Source organism: Chitinibacter sp. S2-10 (assembly GCF_046530675.1).
Taxonomy (GTDB): domain Bacteria; phylum Pseudomonadota; class Gammaproteobacteria; order Burkholderiales; family Chitinibacteraceae; genus Chitinibacter.
Map to the genome: position 1 here is coordinate 2,585,308 of NZ_CP172558.1, position 19,635 is coordinate 2,604,942.

At 50.7% G+C, this 19,635-nt stretch carries 19 protein-coding genes; 10 read left to right on the forward strand and 9 right to left on the reverse strand.

The annotated features are described in order from the left end of the window. The first annotated feature begins 13 nt into the window (after positions 1 to 13). Positions 14 to 481, forward strand: coding sequence for a WbuC family cupin fold metalloprotein (locus ACG2XO_RS12250; protein ID WP_410498272.1), 468 nt, complete (start codon positions 14 to 16; stop codon positions 479 to 481). Between the two features lie 49 nt (positions 482 to 530). Here ACG2XO_RS12250 and ACG2XO_RS12255 read toward each other — a convergent pair whose 3' ends face one another. Together ACG2XO_RS12255 and metG are read right to left on the reverse strand one after the other, a co-directional pair. Next, on the reverse strand, positions 531 to 812 hold the full coding sequence (locus ACG2XO_RS12255) for an acylphosphatase (protein ID WP_410498273.1): 282 nt from the start codon (positions 810 to 812) through the stop codon (positions 531 to 533). 114 nt (positions 813 to 926) lie between these two features. Next, positions 927 to 3,029: a methionine--tRNA ligase gene (gene metG, locus ACG2XO_RS12260; RefSeq protein ID WP_410498274.1), complete on the reverse strand. Its 2,103-nt coding sequence runs from the start codon at positions 3,027 to 3,029 to the stop codon at positions 927 to 929. 253 nt (positions 3,030 to 3,282) lie between these two features. On the opposite strand from metG, the gene ACG2XO_RS12265 reads away from it, so the two are divergent. The 4 genes from ACG2XO_RS12265 to typA all read left to right on the forward strand — a co-directional run bounded on the left by ACG2XO_RS12265 (position 3,283) and on the right by typA (position 6,859). Beyond that, positions 3,283 to 3,642: an Hpt domain-containing protein gene (locus tag ACG2XO_RS12265; protein WP_410498275.1), complete on the forward strand. Its 360-nt coding sequence runs from the start codon at positions 3,283 to 3,285 to the stop codon at positions 3,640 to 3,642. Between the two features lie 44 nt (positions 3,643 to 3,686). Further along, complete coding sequence (locus ACG2XO_RS12270; protein ID WP_410498276.1) at positions 3,687 to 4,319, forward strand: trimeric intracellular cation channel family protein; 633 nt, start codon at positions 3,687 to 3,689, stop codon at positions 4,317 to 4,319. After that, a complete protein-coding gene (locus ACG2XO_RS12275) occupies positions 4,297 to 4,911 on the forward strand; it encodes a CoA pyrophosphatase (protein ID WP_410498277.1) in 615 nt (204 codons plus the stop codon). The genes ACG2XO_RS12270 and ACG2XO_RS12275 overlap by 23 nt, the downstream gene beginning before the upstream one ends. A gap of 130 nt (positions 4,912 to 5,041) precedes the next feature. Then, complete coding sequence (gene typA / locus ACG2XO_RS12280; protein WP_410498278.1) at positions 5,042 to 6,859, forward strand: translational GTPase TypA; 1,818 nt, start codon at positions 5,042 to 5,044, stop codon at positions 6,857 to 6,859. A 151-nt stretch (positions 6,860 to 7,010) separates the two neighbouring features. On the opposite strand, the gene bamC is transcribed toward typA, so the two are convergent. Next, positions 7,011 to 8,144 (reverse strand): outer membrane protein assembly factor BamC, encoded by a 1,134-nt coding sequence (bamC, locus tag ACG2XO_RS12285; RefSeq protein WP_410498279.1) that lies wholly within the window; start codon positions 8,142 to 8,144, stop codon positions 7,011 to 7,013. Positions 8,145 to 8,174: 30 nt separating this feature from the next. Then, positions 8,175 to 9,050 carry a 4-hydroxy-tetrahydrodipicolinate synthase gene (dapA, locus tag ACG2XO_RS12290; protein ID WP_410498280.1) on the reverse strand — a complete coding sequence of 292 codons (876 nt, stop codon included), beginning with the start codon at positions 9,048 to 9,050 and terminating at the stop codon, positions 8,175 to 8,177. 776 nt (positions 9,051 to 9,826) lie between these two features. Here dapA and nagE point away from each other — a divergent pair. Next, positions 9,827 to 11,308, forward strand: a complete 1,482-nt coding sequence (gene nagE / locus ACG2XO_RS12295; protein WP_410498281.1) for an N-acetylglucosamine-specific PTS transporter subunit IIBC — start codon at positions 9,827 to 9,829, stop codon at positions 11,306 to 11,308. Between the two features lie 110 nt (positions 11,309 to 11,418). After that, positions 11,419 to 11,817 (forward strand): glucose PTS transporter subunit IIA, encoded by a 399-nt coding sequence (locus ACG2XO_RS12300; protein WP_410498282.1) that lies wholly within the window; start codon positions 11,419 to 11,421, stop codon positions 11,815 to 11,817. A gap of 72 nt (positions 11,818 to 11,889) precedes the next feature. Here ACG2XO_RS12300 and ACG2XO_RS12305 read toward each other — a convergent pair whose 3' ends face one another. Together ACG2XO_RS12305 and fnr are read right to left on the reverse strand one after the other, a co-directional pair. Further along, positions 11,890 to 12,591: a hypothetical protein gene (locus ACG2XO_RS12305; protein WP_410498283.1), complete on the reverse strand. Its 702-nt coding sequence runs from the start codon at positions 12,589 to 12,591 to the stop codon at positions 11,890 to 11,892. A gap of 21 nt (positions 12,592 to 12,612) precedes the next feature. Beyond that, positions 12,613 to 13,359 carry a fumarate/nitrate reduction transcriptional regulator Fnr gene (fnr, locus tag ACG2XO_RS12310; protein ID WP_410498284.1) on the reverse strand — a complete coding sequence of 249 codons (747 nt, stop codon included), beginning with the start codon at positions 13,357 to 13,359 and terminating at the stop codon, positions 12,613 to 12,615. Positions 13,360 to 13,510: 151 nt separating this feature from the next. Between fnr and hemN the strand changes: the two genes are divergently transcribed. Then, a complete protein-coding gene (gene hemN, locus ACG2XO_RS12315) occupies positions 13,511 to 14,941 on the forward strand; it encodes an oxygen-independent coproporphyrinogen III oxidase (RefSeq protein WP_410498285.1) in 1,431 nt (476 codons plus the stop codon). Between the two features lie 37 nt (positions 14,942 to 14,978). After that, positions 14,979 to 15,653 carry a sulfite exporter TauE/SafE family protein gene (locus ACG2XO_RS12320; protein WP_410498286.1) on the forward strand — a complete coding sequence of 225 codons (675 nt, stop codon included), beginning with the start codon at positions 14,979 to 14,981 and terminating at the stop codon, positions 15,651 to 15,653. A gap of 29 nt (positions 15,654 to 15,682) precedes the next feature. Here ACG2XO_RS12320 and ACG2XO_RS12325 read toward each other — a convergent pair whose 3' ends face one another. Then, a complete protein-coding gene (locus ACG2XO_RS12325; protein ID WP_410498287.1) occupies positions 15,683 to 16,279 on the reverse strand; it encodes a GNAT family N-acetyltransferase in 597 nt (198 codons plus the stop codon). 63 nt (positions 16,280 to 16,342) lie between these two features. Here ACG2XO_RS12325 and ACG2XO_RS12330 point away from each other — a divergent pair, with 63 nt between their 5' ends. Beyond that, the gene (locus ACG2XO_RS12330) at positions 16,343 to 16,687 is read left to right on the forward strand and encodes a YkgJ family cysteine cluster protein (RefSeq protein WP_410498288.1); all 345 of its coding nucleotides are present in this window, start codon (positions 16,343 to 16,345) and stop codon (positions 16,685 to 16,687) included. A gap of 101 nt (positions 16,688 to 16,788) precedes the next feature. Here the strand turns inward: ACG2XO_RS12330 and ACG2XO_RS12335 are convergent, their stop codons facing one another. Next, positions 16,789 to 17,481 (reverse strand): hypothetical protein, encoded by a 693-nt coding sequence (locus ACG2XO_RS12335; RefSeq protein WP_410498289.1) that lies wholly within the window; start codon positions 17,479 to 17,481, stop codon positions 16,789 to 16,791. 316 nt (positions 17,482 to 17,797) lie between these two features. Next, entirely contained in the window at positions 17,798 to 19,564 is a 1,767-nt protein-coding gene (locus ACG2XO_RS12340) for a DEAD/DEAH box helicase (protein WP_410498290.1), read from the reverse strand. Positions 19,565 to 19,635: the final 71 nt, after the last annotated feature.

The window sequence follows — 19,635 nt, forward strand, 5'->3', positions numbered from 1 at the left end:
GCGAGTATTCAAAATGAGCCAATACAGCCTGATTAATCAGACCTTGATCGAAGAGTTATTGGTGGAGGCAGCCGACAATCCGCGCCTGCGCAAGAACCGCAATTTTCATGCAAACGATCAATCGGCGTGTCATCGGCTGGCCAATGCCTTGCAGCCGGGGACGTATGTGCAGCCGCATCGGCATCTGGACGACCATAAAGCCGAAAGCATGGTGATGCTTAGCGGCGAGCTGGGTGTTTTATTGTTTGACGACGCGGGCCAGGTCGTTGCTACGCATCGCTTGCAAGCGGGTGGCGAGGTGCTTGGTATCAATATCGAAGCACGCACTTATCACGCGGTTGTCGCTTTAAGCCCTTGCGTGTTTTTTGAAAGCAAGGCCGGGCCGTATATTCCGGTGGCGCCCGAAGAGTTGGCAAGCTGGGCTCCGGCGGCGGGCGATGCTGCGGATTATCTAATATGGATGACTTCGTTTTTTGATTGACGGGTATATTGCTGCGGGCTTTATTGATATTGACTTGTGGGTATATACCCTAGATTGTCATCATTTCATGAAAACCGTTATAACCCTTGAACTCGACTTTTTGCTTGCTCACCGTATCGACGTGCGCGCCATCGGGGCCGGTTTCCAGCCAGTGCGCCAGCTCGGCCAAATCGGCTGAGTCGCCTTCGGCCCAGATTTCAACGCGGCCATCAAGGCGGTTGCGCACATAGCCCGCCAAATGGAGTTCTTCCGCAAGCTGACAAGTCGCCCAGCGAAAGCCCACGCCTTGCACAACGCCCGAGATAAAAAAATGATTTGCCAGGGCAGCCATGCTGGGCCTCCTTGTCGATAGTGGAAGTGCCTGTCGTGTAGGCAATATAGGCAATAAAAAACGGCAGGGATAAGTCTGCCGTTTTTTTGCTGAGCAATCCGCTCCAATCTACGCTTATTTCACGCGCATCCCCGGTTTTGCACCGTCGTGTGGCTCCAGAATATACAAGCCACCATCGCCACCCGCCGCCAGCACCATGCCTTCGGACATGCCGAACTTCATTTTGCGCGGTGCCAAGTTAGCGACCATGACGGTATGCTTGCCGATCAAATCTTCCGGTTTGTACGCCGATTTAATACCGGCAAACACATTGCGAGTGCCGTCGCCCACGTCGAGCGTCAGCTGTAACAGTTTTTCCGCGCCTTCAACGTGTTGCGCGTTGGCGATGCGTGCGATGCGTAAATCGACTTTCATAAAGTCGTCGATGCTGCAGGTCTCGGCGATGGGTGCGATTTCGAACGCTGGCGCAGCCGCTTTGACCGTCGTAGCTGCTACGGCTTCAACCGGCGCGAGCGTTTGCTTGTTTTCTTCGACCATTGCTTCGATGTTTTTCGGATCGATCCGCACCATCAAATGGTTGTAGGCGTTGATCGTATGATCGAGCAGCAGGCTTTGCGCATCAGACCATTGCAGCGGTGCCACGTTGAGGAAGGATTCAACGTCGGTTGCCAACTTAGGTAATACCGGCTTGAGGTAGATGGTGAGGAGGCGGAAGGCGTTGATCAGGATCGAGCACACGCGCTGTAAATCGGCGTCGCGGCCTTCCTGTTTGGCCATTTCCCACGGCTTGTTCTGATCGACAAACTGATTCACTTCGTCGGTCAGCGCCATGATTTCACGAATCGCACGGCTGTATTCACGCGCTTCATAGTGCGCAGCGATGCCTTCCGCTGCGGCTTGCATTTTGCTCAGTAATTCAATACCCGAGACATTTCCAGAGAGGTCCGCCGCCAATTTACCTTCAAAGCGTTTGCTCACAAAACCGGCTGCACGGCTGGCGATATTGATGTATTTACCGATCAGATCGGAATTAACGCGTGCGGTGAAGTCTTCGAGGTTCAGGTCAATGTCTTCAAAGGTATTCGACAATTTAGCCGCGAAGTAATAACGCAGCCATTCCGGGTTCAGATGGTTTAGGTAGGATTCGGCAGTAATAAACGTGCCGCGTGATTTACTCATTTTCGCGCCGTCAACGGTTAAAAAGCCGTGCGTATTGATCGCCGTCGGCGTGCGGTAGCCCGCGTATTCAAGCATCGCTGGCCAGAACAGCGCGTGGAAATACAAAATATCTTTACCGATAAAGTGGTACAGCTCGGTCGTCGAATCCTTGTTCCAGTATTCGTCAAAATCGAGACCCAGCTTGTCGCACAGATTTTTATGACTGGCCATATAGCCGACCGGCGCGTCGAGCCAGACGTAGAAATATTTGCCCGGCGCGTCGGGGATTTCAAAGCCAAAGTAGGGCGCGTCGCGCGAAATATCCCAGTCGCTCAAACCCGACTCAAACCATTCCTGCATTTTGTTGGCGGCTTCTTCTTGCAAACGAGATCGTTCTTTACCGTTTACAAGTGTTGATTCCGTAGTCCAGTTTTTCAAAAAATCTTCGCATTCGCCCAGCTTGAAGAAGTAATGCTCGGATTCACGCATTTCCGGCGTTGCGCCTGAAACAGCCGAATATGGGTTTTTCAGCTCGGTCGGGCTGTAGGTCGCGCCACAGACTTCACAATTGTCACCGTACTGGTCTTTGGCCGCGCATTTCGGGCACTCGCCTTTGACGAAACGATCCGGCAGAAACATCGATTTAACCGGATCGTACAATTGATTAATCGTACGGCTGGCGATTTTGCCGTTGCTGCGCAACTGGCGGTAGATATGGCAAGCCAGCTCGCGGTTTTCTTCGCTATTGGTGCTGTAGTAATTGTCAAAGCCGACGTGAAAACCGGCGAAGTCGCGTGAATGCTCGCCGTGAACGCGTTCAATCAGTGCTTCGGGCGTAATGCCTTCTTTTTCGGCGCGCAGCATGATCGGCGTGCCGTGCGTGTCGTCGGCGCAGACGTAATGGCAGATGTGACCACGCAATTTCTGGAAACGCACCCAGATGTCGGTCTGGATGTATTCGACCAGATGGCCGATGTGGATCGCGCCGTTGGCATAGGGCAGGGCAGAAGTGACCAGAATTTTACGAGGAGAACTTTTACAGGAATCTAGGTGAGCCATAACACGCCAAAATTGAGAAGCAATAATCCGCCGATTATAACCCAGAGTGACCGGCCGTCGGACATGGATGATGTGCCGGATTTATTCATATCAATGCCAGGGTTTGCCAAGTCTTGAAATGCGACGCCTGGATTGACTGGCTCAGCTTGCAAGCTGCATTTTTCAGACGCTGAGACAAGAAAGTTTTACAATGTATTAGCAAATGATCAAATGGACGATATCAATTAAATCGCCGGGTAATAAGGAGTAGTTAATGGGGTCGGATGGAGGAAATATTTTGCGGCAAGAATTGGCTGATATTGAAGCGATGCTGTTTGAAATTAATACCGCCGTCGGAATTGATATGCGTGCTGATCTGCTGGAGTCATACTTTCCGACTCAAGACGAGTGCTTGCTCGGGCTGAAGGAGGCGATTTTGGTGGTGGACGAAGTTCAGATCGCTGGTTTTTCGCACAAACTGAAAGGTGCTGCGGCGCAACTGGGTGCTAGAAAAATTTCCAGTATTTGTAAAGACATCGAACTGAAGGCCAGAAAAAATCAGCTCGACGGCATTGCAAAATTGCTGTCCGAACTGGAACAGTTATGTACAAGTGTGAAGGCTGGGCTGGTCTGATCAGGCTACTCATGTAGCAATATTTTTTAAAAGAAGGTGTTGTTTTGCAATTACCCGAATTTAATTCACTGTATCTGATCGGCACCGCATCGTTTACGATTTCCGGCTATCTGATCGGTGCCGAAAAACGTTTTGATGTATTAGGCATCGTCATTCTTGCACTTTTGACTGCGATTGGCGGCGGGATGATACGTGATGTGCTGGTGACACAAATTCCGCGGGTTTTTATCGATACCGGACCATTTTTGACGATTTTCATCACTTTGGCACTGGCATGGCTGATCAAATTGCATCGGCGTCAGCGTGGTTTGTTGCGTAAATTATTTATCGTTGCCGATTCGATCGGGCTGGTTGCATTCAGTATTGCCGGAGCGCAGCTGGCGATGACGCTGGATCTGAATTTATTCGGCGTGTGCGTGCTGGCTTTTGTGACTGCAGTCGGCGGCGGCTTGGTGCGCGACATGATGGTGAACGATGTGCCATTTATTTTGCACGAAGATTTTTATGGCACGGTTGCCATTCTGGTCGCGATCTTGTTGTATTTTCTCCGCCAGCTGGGTCTGGATACGGCAGCCTGGACTTGGGTTTTGTTTGTTTTTGGTCTGATTTTGCGGTTGGTTGCCCACTGGCGCGATTTGAGTCTACCCAAGGTTGATGATGTTACCCCGCGAACCTGAACGGCAAATAGGCTGGCTGCTTGAACGGCTCGCTTTGGCCGATTATCCGTCGGCGGCCGACTCTCATGTCGTGGGGCTTCGTTCGGCGGCTGTTTTGATCGGTCTGGTATTGCGTCCGGATTTTGTTGCTGTGTTGCTGACCCGTCGAGCCGATCACTTGAAGGTACATGCCGGTCAGGTGAGTTTTCCTGGTGGCGCGATTGAAGAGCGCGATGCCGATGTGGTTGCTGCTGCATTACGCGAAACCCATGAAGAAGTCGGTATTCCGGCTGCAATGATCAAACCGCTGGCGACCTTGGGTGAATATCACACCATTAGCGGCTATTGTGTGACGCCAGTGCTGGCACTCATCGATCCGGCTTATCCGCAAAACCCCGATCCGAATGAAGTCGCCGATGTATTCGAATTGCCGCTGCCTATCTTGCTCGATGCCAAGCGTTATGAAAAACGCTGGGTCGAGCGGAGCGGGGTTCGGGGTAAAACGCACTTCCTGAATTATGAGGGGCATACCGTCTGGGGTGCTACGGCGGGTATGTTGCTGCAGCTTGCTTCCGCACTGGGGTTGCAGGGTATACCCATTGATAAAACTTGAATAACTGATTTGTTAGGCCCGTAATCGTCGTATTTCTACGTTTTATACACTTGCTTACTTGACGACTAGGGCGAAATGTCGCTGTGGCGTGGTACAATCCGCACCTTTCGCAAATCCCAATTCTGAGACCATGACCCGCGCACTTCGTAACGTCGCCATTATCGCCCACGTTGACCACGGTAAAACCACCCTCGTTGACCAACTTTTACAACAAGCCGGTACTTTCCGCGCCAACCAGCAAGTCGCTGAGCGCGTAATGGACTCCAACGATCTTGAAAAAGAACGTGGTATTACCATTCTGGCGAAAAACACGGCCATCGAATACAACGGCACGCACATCAATATCGTTGACACTCCGGGTCACGCGGACTTCGGTGGTGAAGTTGAGCGCGTATTGGGTATGGTTGACGGCGTATTGCTGCTGGTTGACGCGGTTGAAGGCCCGATGCCGCAAACGCGTTTCGTAACTAAAAAAGCGCTGGCGCTGGGTCTGAAACCGATTGTCGTGATCAACAAAATCGACCGTCCGGGCGCGCGTCCTGACTGGGTTCACGATCAAGTTTTTGATTTGTTCGACAAACTGGGCGCGACTGACGACCAGCTCGACTTCCAGATGATTTACGCTTCTGGCTTGAACGGTTTTGCCAAACTGAATCTCGAAGAAGAATCGGACAATATGCGTCCATTGCTCGACCTGTTGGTGTCTGCTGTGCCAAGCCCACCGGGCGACGCGGATGCGCCATTGCAATTGCAAATCTCTGCGCTGGATTACTCTACTTTCACGGGCCGTCTGGGCGTAGGTAAAGTGATTAACGGCCGTATCAAGCCAGGTCAGCAAGTTGTCGTAATGAACCACGACGAACAGGTTTCTGCTGGCCGTATCAATCAGGTGTTGGGCTTTAAAGGTCTGGAGCGCATTCCGGTTGAACAGGCTGAAGCGGGCGACATTATTATTATTTCCGGTCTCGATGAAATCGGTATCGGCGTAACGATCTGTGATAAAGACGCACCAGTTGGCTTGCCAGTATTGGGCGTGGATGAGCCAACGCTGACGATGGACTTTATGGTGAACACCTCACCACTCGCAGGTACTGAAGGTAAATTCGTGACTAGCCGCCAGATCCGTGACCGTCTGAATAAAGAATTGCTGGTGAACGTCGCTTTGCGCGTTGAAGACACCGACGACACCGACGTGTTCCGCGTTTCAGGTCGTGGCGAATTGCACCTGACGATTCTGCTGGAAAACATGCGTCGTGAAGGTTTCGAGATGGCCGTGGCTAAACCACGCGTTGTTTACAAAGACATCAACGGCGTGAAATGCGAACCGTATGAAAACCTGACTATCGATCTGGAAGACGAACACCAGGGTGGCGTGATGGAAGAAATCGGTCGTCGCCGCGGCGAATTGACCAATATGGTTTCTGACGGTCAAGGTCGTACTCGTCTGGAATACCATGTTCCTGCGCGTGGTCTGATCGGATTCCAAGGCGACTTCATGACGCTGACTCGCGGTACTGGCTTGATGAGCCACGTATTTGACGACTACGCACCAGCGAAAGCCGACATGCCAGGTCGTCATAATGGTGTATTGATTTCTCAGGATAACGGTGAAGCAGTGGCTTATGCACTGTGGAAACTGGACGACCGTGGTCGTATGTTTGTCAGCCCGGGCGACAAACTGTACGAAGGTATGGTGATCGGTATTCACAGCCGTGATAACGACCTGGTGGTTAACCCGATTAAAGGCAAGCAGCTGACTAACGTTCGTGCCTCAGGTACGGATGAAGCGGTTCGTTTGACGCCGCCAGTAAAACTGACGCTGGAATCGGCGGTTGAATTTATTGCTGATGATGAGCTGGTAGAAATCACGCCAAAATCAGTGCGTATCCGCAAGCGTTTCCTGACCGAGAACGAGCGTAAACGTAACTACAAAGCGTCGTCCAACTAATCGTTGAGCGAGCTACATGAAAAAAGCCAATCACTCATGTGGTTGGCTTTTTTATTGCCCATATAAATTAATACGGGTGATGGGTATAAAAACAAGGGGTATGCTGCGCTTGATTTGCGTAGCTACACCCCTTGTATTTATTTGGGTTTAATTATTTCAGTTGAGCCAGTAAATCATTCAGCATTTTTTTCTGTACCGCAGGGTCGACTGCACCTTCCTTGCTGGTAATACTCAGTACGGTTTTCTTGTCTTGTTGAGTCAGCTTGATTTCAAAAGCCTGTTTTGCAGATTTTGCCTGAGTTTGTTTGTCGTCTTTCCAGAAAGCGAGCGAATCAAAGTAGCTACTTTCACTTTCTTTATCGATATCGGTCGCTGCGCGTTGTACGGTGTAAATGCCGGTGCTGCGATTGCGATCCTGGACATTGTAACCAATTCGGTCAAATGCCAGTCCTACACGACGCCAGGCACGATCATAGCTGTCCATCAGCTCGATTTCCTGTTTGGATGCGCTCAATGCAGCTCTGGTGGGGAGATTTTTGGCCGGTTGAACGGCTTCCTGAGCTGCTTGTGCATTTGTGCCGAAAGATTGCAGCATCAGTGCCATGATTTCGGCTTCAAGTTCGGGTTTGGGCTCGCTCGGCGTCCAGGTGGTGCCCTGCCATTGGTTGGTGTTGCTGGCTGAACCTTCTTTGGCAATTTCAACCATGCCGCGATGTGTGATGTAAATGTTAACGGTATCGGGTTTTTCGCTGCGCTCGATCCGTGCACGATACTTGTCAACCGAGTCGGTTGACACAAATTGATCCGCCACTTTTCTGAATAATTTGGTTACCAGGTCTGTCGGTAGGTCGGCACGATTTTGCAACCAGTCTGTTTCCATAACGCCAATTGCTGGGTTTTCGGTCGTCAAGATAAAACCATTGGCTAGCCAGAAGTCTTTAACATCTTCCCAGGCTTTTTCTGCGGGCATTTGAGCTTCAATGAAGCGAATGCCATCTTGTACGACGATACGGGCATTGCTGGCTTGAGGAAGTACATTGCCTGATTTACGTTGCACTTGGGTTGACTGGGCAGAAACGGCAGAATTCGGCGTGTTGTAACTTGAGTTTGCGTTCACACTGGTCAGATCTGGTGGCACTTCCAGCGGATTTTTGCTGAGATTGTCACTGCCGCTGCGGTAATCAACTTTGCTATTAAGACCTAGCGAGCCATCGGTAGTGCATGCTGAAAACAAAGTAATCAAAGCGGCAGCAATGGTCAGTTGCTTGAATTTGGTTGCGTGCATTCGGTTTATTTCCAATAGAGCATTTACAGGTTAATGAATACCAGCTTCGTTCATTGCGGTTAGCAAAGTAGGCTGGGCATTCTCACTTAGGCGTGTCAATGGTAAGCGAATACCGGCTTGAATTTTTCCCATTTTTTCCAGTGCCCATTTTACCGGAATCGGATTGGCTTCAATAAACAGGTGGCGATGAACGCCTTGCAGTGTATCGTTGATGGCTCTGGCTTTGGCAATATTACCGGCTGCCGCTGCTGCGCACATCTCGCTCATGGCTTTTGGGGCGATATTTGCAGTGACTGAAATAGTGCCATGTCCGCCAATCAGGATAAATGGCAGCGTTGATGCATCATCACCACTGTAAATGGCAAAGTTTTTCGGTGCATTTTTAACTAATTCGGCGGCACGCTCCAGATTGCCGGTTGCATCCTTGATGCCAACGATATTGGGTAGTTCTGCCAGTTTTAATGCGGTTTCATTGCTCAGATCGCACGCTGTACGCCCTGGAACATTGTAAAGCAGGGTGGGAAGTGCGGTGTTTTCCGCAATCGACTTGAAGTGCTGATATAAGCCGTTCTGAGTGGGCTTGTTGTAATAAGGAACGACACTGAGGCCAAAGCTGGCGCCAACTTCCAGTGCCTTGTTTGAAAGATGAATGGCTTCGCGGGTTGAATTGGCACCCGTTCCCGCAATCACAGGAACACGCCCGGCAGCTTGTTCAACCACGGCACGAACAATTGCAATATGTTCCTCAACATCGACTGTGGGTGATTCCCCCGTCGTGCCAACGGCGACAATGCCGTTGGTGCCTTGCTCAATATGCCAATCAACCAGTTTGCGTAAAGTGGGAAAATCAATTTCGCCGTTCACATCCATAGGGGTGACGAGCGCGACAAGGCTACCTGTGAGCATGAGTAGGAGAACCAATCACAAAAAGAAACCATTCTAACCGAAGCGATAGCGGCTTGAAACAGCAGAAAAGAACACTTTTTGCCTTTTCATGGCAGGGCGTGGCCGATTTGCGCTGTGGCCTTGGCTGGAATGTAAAGAAATGTTGCAAATTATTAAGAAGCTGGGCGCTGCATTGTAATTGTTGAGCGATCTCAAGATCATGTCAGAGCTGGGTATGAGATCCTTGCATCAGTTCATAACTATGAGGTTTGCTGGTTTCGTATGTGCGCATTGCAAGGCTTAGCGCCAGCAAAGCTGTTGAGTCTACTTGTTGTGACCAAGGTGATCTGTTTTCTTTCCCGCACATGTCGGTAGTTAAACATTGCCCAATATTGTGTTGACAGTTAATAATCGCCTAACCAGTTAGAGTTTCCTGCCTATGGCTTGGGAATTCAGGGGTTGGAGTTGTAATAAAATGTCAGTCGTAGGGTCTGTTGACGTTTAGTTTGCAGATCGCGTTTGTGCTGATTTTGAGCTGAGACTAGGCGCGAAAACCGTCACATAGTCACTCTATGCAAGGTTTTTGCAACGCAGGGTCAGCTCAAAAGCAGCCAAACCCGCCGGGCTGGGCGGTTTTTTCGATGATGCTGCGTTGTAGACCGCTGACATAGAATGACTATGTGGCGCGGTCTACGTCTTGCCTCATCGAAAAACTCGCACTAGCGCGACGGCAAACCAAACGTCAACAGACCCTGGCTGATTTATAAAAATCTTAGCGTCATTTAAAGGTGAACAAGATGAATATTCTGGGTTATCTACAAAAAATCGGCCGCTCGCTGATGGTGCCAGTCGCCGTCTTGCCAGCTGCGGCAATTATGCTGGGCGTTGGCTACTGGCTCGATCCTGCTGGCTGGGGATCGAACAGTCAGTTGGCTGCATTCCTGGTTAAAGCAGGTGCGGCAATTATCGACAAGATGCCTATCCTGTTTGCCGTGGGTGTTGCTTATGGTATGTCAAAAGATAAAGACGGTGCTGCAGCTTTGGCAGGTCTGGTGGGCTACTTGGTTGTGACAACACTTTTGTCTCCAGGTGCTGTTGCGCAAATCGAAGGCATCAAGCCTGAAGACGTGCCAAAAGCATTTGGCAAAATTGAAAATGCCTTTGTAGGTATCCTGGCTGGTGTGATTGCGGGCGAGATCTACAACAAGTTCAGTCAAGTCGAGTTGCACAAAGCGCTGGCGTTCTTCAGTGGCCGCCGCTGTGTGCCCATCGTCACTTCAGTCGTAATGATTGTAGTCTCGTTCATTCTGATGGCGGTTTGGCCAGTGATTTACAATGCACTGGTTAACTTTGGTGTGGCCATTAAAGATCTGGGTTCGGTAGGTGCTGGTATTTACGCCTTCTTTAACCGTCTGTTGATCCCGGTTGGCCTGCACCATGCGCTGAACTCGGTGTTCTGGTTTGACGTTGCAGGCATCAACGACATTCCTAACTTCTTGGGTGGTGCTAAATCACTGGCAGAAGGCAAGGCAGTTGCAGGTGTGACCGGTATGTACCAAGCCGGTTTCTTCCCAGTAATGATGTTTGGTTTGCCTGGCGCGGCTTTGGCCATCTACCACACTGCAAAACCAGCTAACAAAGCAGCGGTTGCCTCTATCATGGGTGCGGCTGCAGTGACTTCTTTTGTGACCGGTGTGACTGAGCCGCTTGAATTCTCCTTCATGTTTGTTGCGCCATTGCTGTATGTGGTGCATGCATTCTTGACTGGCGTTTCAGTATTCCTGGCTGCTCAAATGCAGTGGATTTCCGGCTTTGCCTTCTCGGGCGGCTTTATTGACATGTTCTTGTCATCGCAAAATCCGCTGGCTGTGAAGTGGTACATGCTGATCGTTCAAGGTCTGGTGTTCTTTGCGATTTACTACTTTGTATTCCGTGCAGCAATTACTGCCTTGAACCTGAAAACACCGGGTCGTGAAGATGAAGTGGATGCCGCTGTTGCTGCCCCGGTTGCGGCTTCTAGCGATACCAAGACGCTCGCTGAAGCTTACCTGAGTGTCGTTGGTGGCTCTGCAAATCTGACCAATATTGACGCCTGTATTACCCGTTTGCGTTTGTCAGTGAATGATGCCGATCTGGTTGATGAAGCTGCTGCAAAACGTCTTGGCGCTAGTGGTGTTATCAAACTCAACAAGCAGAGTGTGCAAATTATTGTTGGACCAAAAGCCGAACTGATCGCTGACCAACTGCGAGTCAGTGCTGGTGTTGAAACAAAAAAGTAATTGAGGCTGCGCCACAGGGTATCGTGGCGGCTGAAGCCTCTGGTGCGAGTGAATTGATCTTGCTTTCGCCGCTCACCGGTGAAGTTGTTGCCCTGCAAGACGTGCCTGACATGGCTTTTGCCAGCAAGGCTGTTGGTGATGGTTTGGCCATTTTACCAACGGCAAATCAGGTCGTTGCGCCGTGTGATGGTCAATTACTCAAGATTTTCAATACCAATCATGCTTTTGCAATGATAACCAGTGATGGTGTTGAGTTGATCGTGCACATCGGAATTGATACGGTGAGGTTGGGGGGGCAGGGCTTTAAACGCCTTGCTGAACCAGGTAGTGATATTAAGGCTGGAGAGCCGGTATTGGAGCTGGATCTGGAATATCTTGGAGCCAATGCCAAATCGGTTATTAGTCCAGTCGTGGTGACCAATGCTGATCATTTTGCGCCGCTTGCCAATTTGGCAACGGGGTCGGTGGTTGCGGGTCAGACACCACTTTTTAGTATCCGGAAAAAATAACAAGCCATTTTGTTAAAAATGCCACCTTCGGGTGGCATTTTTTATTGCACGGCATGTGCCGAGTATTTGGCTTCAATATTGTGCGAGTAATTGTGCCAATTGATGAATGGGTGAAAGATTGCTTTGATTGAGTTGGCCGAATAGCTGCAAATCTTGTCGGTGGTAGGGGGTAAATGCTTGTGGTGGATTTTCTGTCAGATAGCGACGTGCCAGGCTGGCCAGTGTCTGGGTTTGCAACTGTTGCTGCGCCAGAAAAGACGACAACTGCGTTAATAACTCAGGGTGATTGAGAAGCAGATTTTGTATTTGAGTGGAGGGATGAATGTTTTGCCAGTTTGCAATTGTTCCGCCACCCATAAAGGGCGAGCAGCCTTGCGGTGTGACAATGGCTTGCCAGAGTTGATGCAAAAAACCACATGCGCCCAGTCCGCCAAGATGCAGCCAGCCATCGCGGATGGGGGCCAGCTGATCGAGCAGACTGTGAACGGTAGCCAGATCATCTGTGCTCCCACTGGCACACAGCATAAAGCCATACATCGGCGCCAGCGGTGACGGCATCAGGAAGGCATCGCTCACATGCGGATAATACTGCTTGAGCTCTTTTGCTTGCTCGGCATGATTACTTTGAATAAACAAAATGCTTGTATCTTGCTGGAGTTGATCCAGCTTGCTACTGATTGGATGCAGGCTATAACTATTGGCTGGTGGATTGAAGGCAAGTCGTGCAGAAACCAGGGGTATAAGGTCAGGAGGGGCAATTAGATTGACGTGCATATCGATACCCCTTGAGATTTCTTATTCGTCGTGGCAGGTGTTGAGCAGTTTTCGCAAGCTGTCGATATTTTCCAGCTCGATCAAACGATTTTGCACCTTGATCAGCCCCTGATCCTGGAATTTGGATAAAGTACGGCTGACGGTTTCAAGTTTTAATCCCAGATAACTGCCAATTTCTTCGCGCGTCATCCGCAAATGGAAGCTGCTCGATGAATAGCCGCGAACGGCAAAGCGTTGTGACAAATTAAGCAGAAAGGCGGCAATACGCTCTTCAGCCTTCATATTGCCCAGTAACAACATGACACCATGATCACGAACGATTTCGCGGCTCATCACCTTGTGAAAATGGCGCTGTAGCAGCGGAATTTCACGCGACAACTCTTCGATGTCGTTAAACGGCAGCTCACAGACTTCGCTGTCTTCCAGTGCGATGGCGTCGCAGGTGTGAACATCGGTGCTGATCGCATCCATGCCCATCAATTCTCCGGACATATGAAAACCGGTAACCTGCTCGCGACCATCTTCCGAAATCACGCTGGCTTTAAAAAAGCCCAAACGAATAGCAAACAGTGAACGGAATGGCTCACCTGCGCGATAAAGCGCTTCGCCGCGTTTGATTGGGCGAGCCTGGGTGATGATGCCATCCAGCTCCTGCATCTCTTCTGGTGATAACCCCAGTGGTAAACAAAGTTCGCGCAGGCTGCAGTTGACGCAGGAATTGCGCAGGTGACGTGGGGTCGTATCGCGAACTTGGATGGGGGAAATCATGAGAGGTCTCGCAAGATTGGAATGAATATGCAGGGGAAATATTTTACAACTCCAAAGAGGTATATGCCCCTATGTCATTGTAGTTGATTTGATCTGCATCAAACTCGGCTATTGTACTAGCTTTTAAGCTGCAGAATCTAGCGCATCAGGAATGGACATAATGGGTAAAGAATCAGTGCACGAGCAAGGCAATTTCGAATTCGATCGGGAGCTGATCGTGCGCTACGACGGGAAAGGCCCGCGCTATACCTCGTATCCGACCGCTGATCGCTTCAAACAATCGGTGAACAGTGAGCAATTACGTGAAATTTTACAGCAGCGTCTGCCTGGTGCATTGCTGACGCCATTGTCGCTCTATTTTCATATCCCGTTCTGCAATACCGTATGTTACTACTGCGGCTGTAACAAAATTATTACCAAGGATAAAAGCAAGGCCGATATCTATCTCGATTATCTGAGCAAAGAAATCGAAATGAATGCTGCAGCCTTACGATCCAATCCAAATCTTAGTTGCCCGAAAGTCAGTCAGCTGCATCTGGGCGGTGGCACCCCGACCTTTATGTCCGAAGCGCAACTGACCCGCTTGATGGATCTGGTTCGAACCCATTTCGAATTGCTGCCGACGGGAGAGTATTCGATCGAAATCGATCCGCGCAAAGTCGGTGAAGCAATGATCCAAACGCTGGGGCAACTGGGCTTTAACCGCATGAGCGTCGGCATTCAGGATTTCAACCCGGCGGTGCAACAGGCCGTAAACCGCATCCAGAGCGAAGAAGAAACCCGCGCCGTGATTGAAGCTGCGCGCCGGCATGGCTTCAAATCGGTCAGTGTCGATCTGATTTACGGCTTACCCAAGCAAACTGCAGACACGGTAGCCGAAACGATCAGCCGCGTACTGACTTTGCGTCCGGATCGAATCGCCTTGTATAACTACGCACATTTGCCCGAGCGTTTTATGCCGCAGCGCCGGATTAATGAGGGCGATTTGCCCAGCGCCGATGCCAAGCTCGATATCCTGCAAAATTCAATCAAACAACTGACCGATGCCGGTTATGTGCTGATTGGCATGGATCATTTTGCGCTGCCTGATGACGATCTGGCGCTGGCGCAACGCCGTGGCCGCTTGCAGCGCAATTTTCAGGGTTATTCAACGCACGCGGATTGCGATTTGCTGGCTTTTGGTGTCTCGTCAATTGGCAAAGTCGGCGCCAATTATTATCAGAATGTCAAAACACTGGAAGATTATTACGCCAGACTCGACGCGGATCAGTTGCCGGTGACGCAGGGTTTGACGATGAATCATGACGATGTGATCCGCAGAGCCGTCATTCAGGCCTTGATGTGCCAGTTTTCGCTGTATTACCAGGCGGTTGAGGTCAGTTATATGATCAAGTTCGCCGATTATTTTGCCGAAGAATTGCAGCTTTTGCAGCCGCTGGTTACCGATGGTTTACTGGTCATCGATGAAGACGGTCTGTTTGTAACACCCAAAGGGCGCTTGCTGATTCGTTCGATTGCGATGATTTTTGATCAATATCTGCGGACAAAAACCACTCAGGCAAGGTATTCTCGCCTGATCTGAATCTCCGGCCGGGCGGTTTTCCGCCCGTTTCTTTTTGATGCTTGAAATCAATCTGTTTGCGCTGTTTCTGGCCGGTTTGCTCGGCGGCGGGCATTGTATCGGCATGTGCGGCGGCATTGTGACTGCGTTTAGCCTGCAATTGCCGGCGGGCGCGCGCTGGCCGTATTTGCTCGGTTTTAATCTTGGACGTTTGGCCGGTTACGCCTTGATCGGCGCGATTCTTGGTGCGCTGGCGAGTTTTGCCACTTTGGGCGCTTTGCAAAGTGTCAAAATCGGCCTGTTTTTTGCCGCGAATCTACTGCTGATTGGGCTGGGTTTGTATATCGCCGGCTGGAGCAGGGCGCTGACGCGGATTGAAGCTTTGGGTCAGCCGATCTGGCGACGTGTGCAACCTCTGATGCGTACGCTATTACCCATTAGGAGTATCTGGCAGACGCCCTTGATTGGCTTACTCTGGGGCTGGATACCCTGCGGCCTGGTGTATACCGCCAGCCTGTCAGCGCTGGCCAGCGCCAACGCCATCAGCGGCGCAGGTGTCATGCTGGCCTTCGGTTTGGGTACTTTGCCCAATTTATTGCTGATGGGCTTGATGGCCAATCGCTTGCAAAACGCGCTCAAAAAAATCTGGCTACGTCGCGCTTGCGGTGTAATCGTGATTGCGCTGGCGCTGTATCAATTATTTCATTTAATGGGGTATATGCTTGCAGGTTAGTGTGAAATTGAACTGCATTGGTATACCCGTTAGAGTATTTTCTGCATCAACACCGCATTGCCATACTGTGCCAGCGATTTGTCTTGCTTCGTGCACGGCGTAAATCCTAGTTTTCGCCAAAATGCCGGCGCATTGCCAACGGCGACCAGCATCGCCAGTTTAAATCCCTGTTGTTCGCCCCAGCGCAAAGCGTGTCCGGCCAGCATTGTGCTCAACTTCAGCCCGCGTGCGGCGGGATGAATTGCCAGATCGTGCAAATAAAAACAATCAGCATCGCTCGGCCACGCCACATCGCCGCGATTCAGCGCAGGCGGCGTTTCGCCCCGCCACGGATGCGTGAACAAATAGCCCTGAACGTCGCCATCGACCTCGATCAGCCAATTGCAATCGGGCGCGTAATCGATTTTGGCTTGGAAAGTCGCCGCGTCTTCGAGTAACTCGGCCGGATAGCAAGCCGCCTGAATGCGTAAAATCGCCGCTAAATCCGCCGCCAGAATTGGGCGTAAGTGCCAAGCAAAAAGTTCCCCTGCTTCGTTACCTCGCCTTGTCGTACGAGTTGTACTGCCTGCGGCTTCGGTGTCTTGCTGGAAAACTTTTTGACGGTTACTTATAGAGATGGATGGCACTTGACCGCCGCCTTGGGTTTGGATTGAATGCGGCCTGTATTTTAATCGATTGAGAGTGCGATTGTGAGTACCGATAACCCCTGTATCAGCTGCGGCGCGTGCTGCGCCGCTTTTCGCGTCTCGTTTGATCGCTCCGAGTTGAGTAGCGAAGGCGGCTTAGTGCCCGACGGTTTAGCCGACTATGAAACCGCTTACACTGCCCGGATGCGCGGCACCGACTACGCTCAGCCGCGCTGCCTTGCGCTCGTCGGCAACATCGGCGAGCAGGTTTCGTGCGGCATTTACCGCGAACGCCCATCGCCGTGCCGCGAATTTGGCATGCTGGCCGAAATTGGCGTATTCAGCGAAGCATGTAATCGCGCCAGAGCACGGCACGGATTGGCGCCGCTGGAGATTGCGGGGGAGTGAGGTTTGCTGCGAATAGGGGTTTTAAAATAAATAACGGCGCTGTGGCGCCGTTATTTATTTTATGAGCCAATCTTAATTACTCGAGGTGAGTATGTCTAGGGTTAATCATTCCATCTTACTTTGATAGATTTTATTTCTTTGTTGTTCCATGCGATAACTGTTCCGGTTATTGTTTGTTTTATTCCATTTTTCTCGATATTTATTTTGTCTACATGAAAGTCGTATGTTGTACCCAATTCTTGTTTCGACATCTCAATCGCTTTTGTCTCGAAGGGTTTTTTGTGGAACTGATTGAAGGTCCACATGATATTGGATATGACGGTAAAAGTTAAGCCTAAAATTATGGGTGTAAATATGTTTCTTGTCTTTTTTTTATTTGTTATTTGTGTTTTTATTTCTTGATGTCCAAGCTCTTTGATGGTCCAATAAAGAAATCCAAAAATAATAATGATTGTAATGAATAAGGTCGCCATGCTGACTGGAAAGAGCTTGATTTGTGTTAAGGTTAGTCCGATTGGTTGCGATATGATGTAAATCATAAAAATCAACGGCGCAAATATGGAAAGAGAAAACGCAGCTAACCAGCGAGTAATGGCAGCGGCGAGCAAGCTACCTCTCAAAATAAAAAGGCCAGGTACGATATTTGTTATTGTAAAAAATAAAATGAGTAAAATGCTATTGTGGAGGTTGTTACAATAAATGGAGTAGCAAATATTGAGTACTCCAATTGTAATAAATATCTTTCCTGCGCGATTTAAAATAAATGAGTGTGTTTTTTTATTTTTTTCGGTCATGTTTTATTTGATTTTGGACTTTTAATTTGAATGGCACTTTTGCTTTGTGCCGCTGATGTTTATTTGTTATTTCAAAGATTTTAATTATTTTTAGTGCCTTCTGCACGATGTTTTCGTTGTGTGTTCCATCGTGTATGCTTTGGGGGGCTAAAGCGATTAAAAACCTGTTTCTGTGGCACTTAAGCATCGCTCTAGCGATATACGGATGCCAGTATTGCTTTGGATCGTATGTTAACACTGATCTACACGGCTATACCCGTCATATCAAAGACGACAAAAAAGGCAGCCTAAGCTGCCTTTTTTATTTCAAACTGTCTTAGCTAAAACGACCACCGCCGCGATTGCCGCCTGCTGGTTTGCCGCCGTAGCCGCCGCCGTTACCACGTGGTGCGCCGCCGTCACGGTTGCCACCGTAACCGCCGCGATTGCCGTCGCGTGATTGACCATCACGGCTGCCGTAGCCACCTTCGCCGCGTGAACCACCGTCGCGATTACCCGCGTAGCCACCACGATTGCCATCACGTTGACCGTCGCGACCGCCGTAATTGCCGCGTGGTGCTGAGTCGCGGTTGTAGCCGCCTGTGCGCTCGCCTGAGTGGTCACGAGACTGACCTGAGCCGAAGCTGCGTTCGCGTGGTGCGCCCTGATAATCACCACGTGGTGCGCGATCACCGTAGCCGCCGCGACCTTCGCTGTGGCTGCCGTAGTTACCGCGTGATGCTTCGCTGCGATGGCCTTCCGGACGATCGCCGCGTGGAGCGCGATCGCCGTAGCTGCCGCCTTCACGGTTGCCTTGGTAGCCGCCACGACCGCCACCGCCGTTGCCTGCGCCGTAGCCGCCGCGACCACGACCGCCGCCGTTGCCCGGACGGCCACGATCACCACCGTGACCACCACGACCTGGCTGGAAGCGCGCTTCCAGACCTTCGATTTCTTGCGTGCTGAAGTCGATATTGTATTGACGACGGATTTTGGTCAGCAATGTAAAGTCGCTCTTAGTCACCAGAGAAACGGCTTCACCCGAACGACCCGCGCGGCCAGTACGGCCAATACGGTGGATGTAGTCTTCCGAGAAGCGAGGCAGGTCGAAGTTGATGACCAGACTGATGCCGGCAACGTCGATACCACGGGCCGCAACGTCAGTGGCAACGAGCATGTCGATGTCGCTGCGACGCAGGCGATCCAGTGTGCGGCGACGATCACGTTGCGCCAAGTCGCCGTGCATCGCTGCGGCTTTAAAACCTTCCATTTTCAGCCATTCAGCGACTTCATCGGCAGAGAGCTTCGTGGCCGTAAAAATAATTGACTGTTGGCCTTCGTTTTTCTTCAGCAGCGCAGCAACGAGTTTCTGTTTGTGCTCGTAGCCATCTGCGTAATGTACAGACTGGGCAATTTGCGCTTGCATCGTGGCCTGTGGCGCCATTTCAACCAGTTTTGGCGAACGCAGCATTGGGCCGGCGAAACGCTGAACTGATTCTGTCAACGTGGCAGAGAACAACGCAGTTTGGCGCTCTTTTGGCAGCTGATCAACAATCGCTTCGACTTCGTCGATAAAGCCCATGTCGAGCATACGGTCTGCTTCGTCCAGCACCAGCAATTCCATACGACGGAAATCGATACGGCCGCTGCGCAGCAAGTCAGTCAGACGACCTGGTGTGGCCACCAAGACTTCGTAAGGCTGCGCCAGCATTTTGTTTTGTACTGGGTATGGCACGCCGCCAACGACGGTCACGACTTTGCAACGCGGGATTTTGCGGCACAATTCAGTTGCAACTTTGGAAACCTGTTCAGCCAATTCACGCGTTGGCGTCAAAACCAGAATACGTGGGCCACGTGCGTGGTGAGTCGATTCTTTAGTCAGGCGATGCAGAGCTGGGAGCAGGAAAGCGGCTGTTTTACCGGTACCTGTTTGTGCTGAAGCCATAATGTCATGGCCAGCGAGGATTTCCGGAATAGCAGCAGCTTGAATCGGTGTGGGTTTGGTAAAGCCTTGAGCTTCCAGAACTTCAGTAATTTGGGGTGCAAGGCCTAAGGTTACGAATTCATTAGGCGTGTCTGTAGCGGTAGCAGCGGTATGCGACATGTTGGCAGTCCTTGTGGTGGGGCTGGGATCAATCACCAGCACAACATCGACGCCAACCAGGAACAACCGCT

What these genes read in the sequence shown, in the direction of transcription:
- ACG2XO_RS12300 (WP_410498282.1), top strand. Translation starts at nt 11,419, where the DNA reads ATGGCTTTTGCCAGCAAGGCTGTTGGTGATGGTTTGGCCATTTTACCA.
- ACG2XO_RS12255 (WP_410498273.1), bottom strand. Translation starts at nt 812, where the DNA reads ATGGCTGCCCTGGCAAATCATTTTTTTATCTCGGGCGTTGTGCAAGGC.
- ACG2XO_RS12335 (WP_410498289.1), bottom strand. Translation starts at nt 17,481, where the DNA reads ATGACCGAAAAAAATAAAAAAACACACTCATTTATTTTAAATCGCGCA.
- ACG2XO_RS12340 (WP_410498290.1), bottom strand. Translation starts at nt 19,564, where the DNA reads ATGTCGCATACCGCTGCTACCGCTACAGACACGCCTAATGAATTCGTA.
- ACG2XO_RS12265 (WP_410498275.1), top strand. Translation starts at nt 3,283, where the DNA reads ATGGGGTCGGATGGAGGAAATATTTTGCGGCAAGAATTGGCTGATATT.
- dapA (WP_410498280.1), bottom strand. Translation starts at nt 9,050, where the DNA reads ATGCTCACAGGTAGCCTTGTCGCGCTCGTCACCCCTATGGATGTGAAC.
- metG (WP_410498274.1), bottom strand. Translation starts at nt 3,029, where the DNA reads ATGGCTCACCTAGATTCCTGTAAAAGTTCTCCTCGTAAAATTCTGGTC.
- fnr (WP_410498284.1), bottom strand. Translation starts at nt 13,359, where the DNA reads ATGATTTCCCCCATCCAAGTTCGCGATACGACCCCACGTCACCTGCGC.
- bamC (WP_410498279.1), bottom strand. Translation starts at nt 8,144, where the DNA reads ATGCACGCAACCAAATTCAAGCAACTGACCATTGCTGCCGCTTTGATT.
- typA (WP_410498278.1), top strand. Translation starts at nt 5,042, where the DNA reads ATGACCCGCGCACTTCGTAACGTCGCCATTATCGCCCACGTTGACCAC.
- hemN (WP_410498285.1), top strand. Translation starts at nt 13,511, where the DNA reads ATGGACATAATGGGTAAAGAATCAGTGCACGAGCAAGGCAATTTCGAA.
- ACG2XO_RS12250 (WP_410498272.1), top strand. Translation starts at nt 14, where the DNA reads ATGAGCCAATACAGCCTGATTAATCAGACCTTGATCGAAGAGTTATTG.
- ACG2XO_RS12275 (WP_410498277.1), top strand. Translation starts at nt 4,297, where the DNA reads ATGATGTTACCCCGCGAACCTGAACGGCAAATAGGCTGGCTGCTTGAA.
- ACG2XO_RS12320 (WP_410498286.1), top strand. Translation starts at nt 14,979, where the DNA reads ATGCTTGAAATCAATCTGTTTGCGCTGTTTCTGGCCGGTTTGCTCGGC.
- nagE (WP_410498281.1), top strand. Translation starts at nt 9,827, where the DNA reads ATGAATATTCTGGGTTATCTACAAAAAATCGGCCGCTCGCTGATGGTG.
- ACG2XO_RS12305 (WP_410498283.1), bottom strand. Translation starts at nt 12,591, where the DNA reads ATGCACGTCAATCTAATTGCCCCTCCTGACCTTATACCCCTGGTTTCT.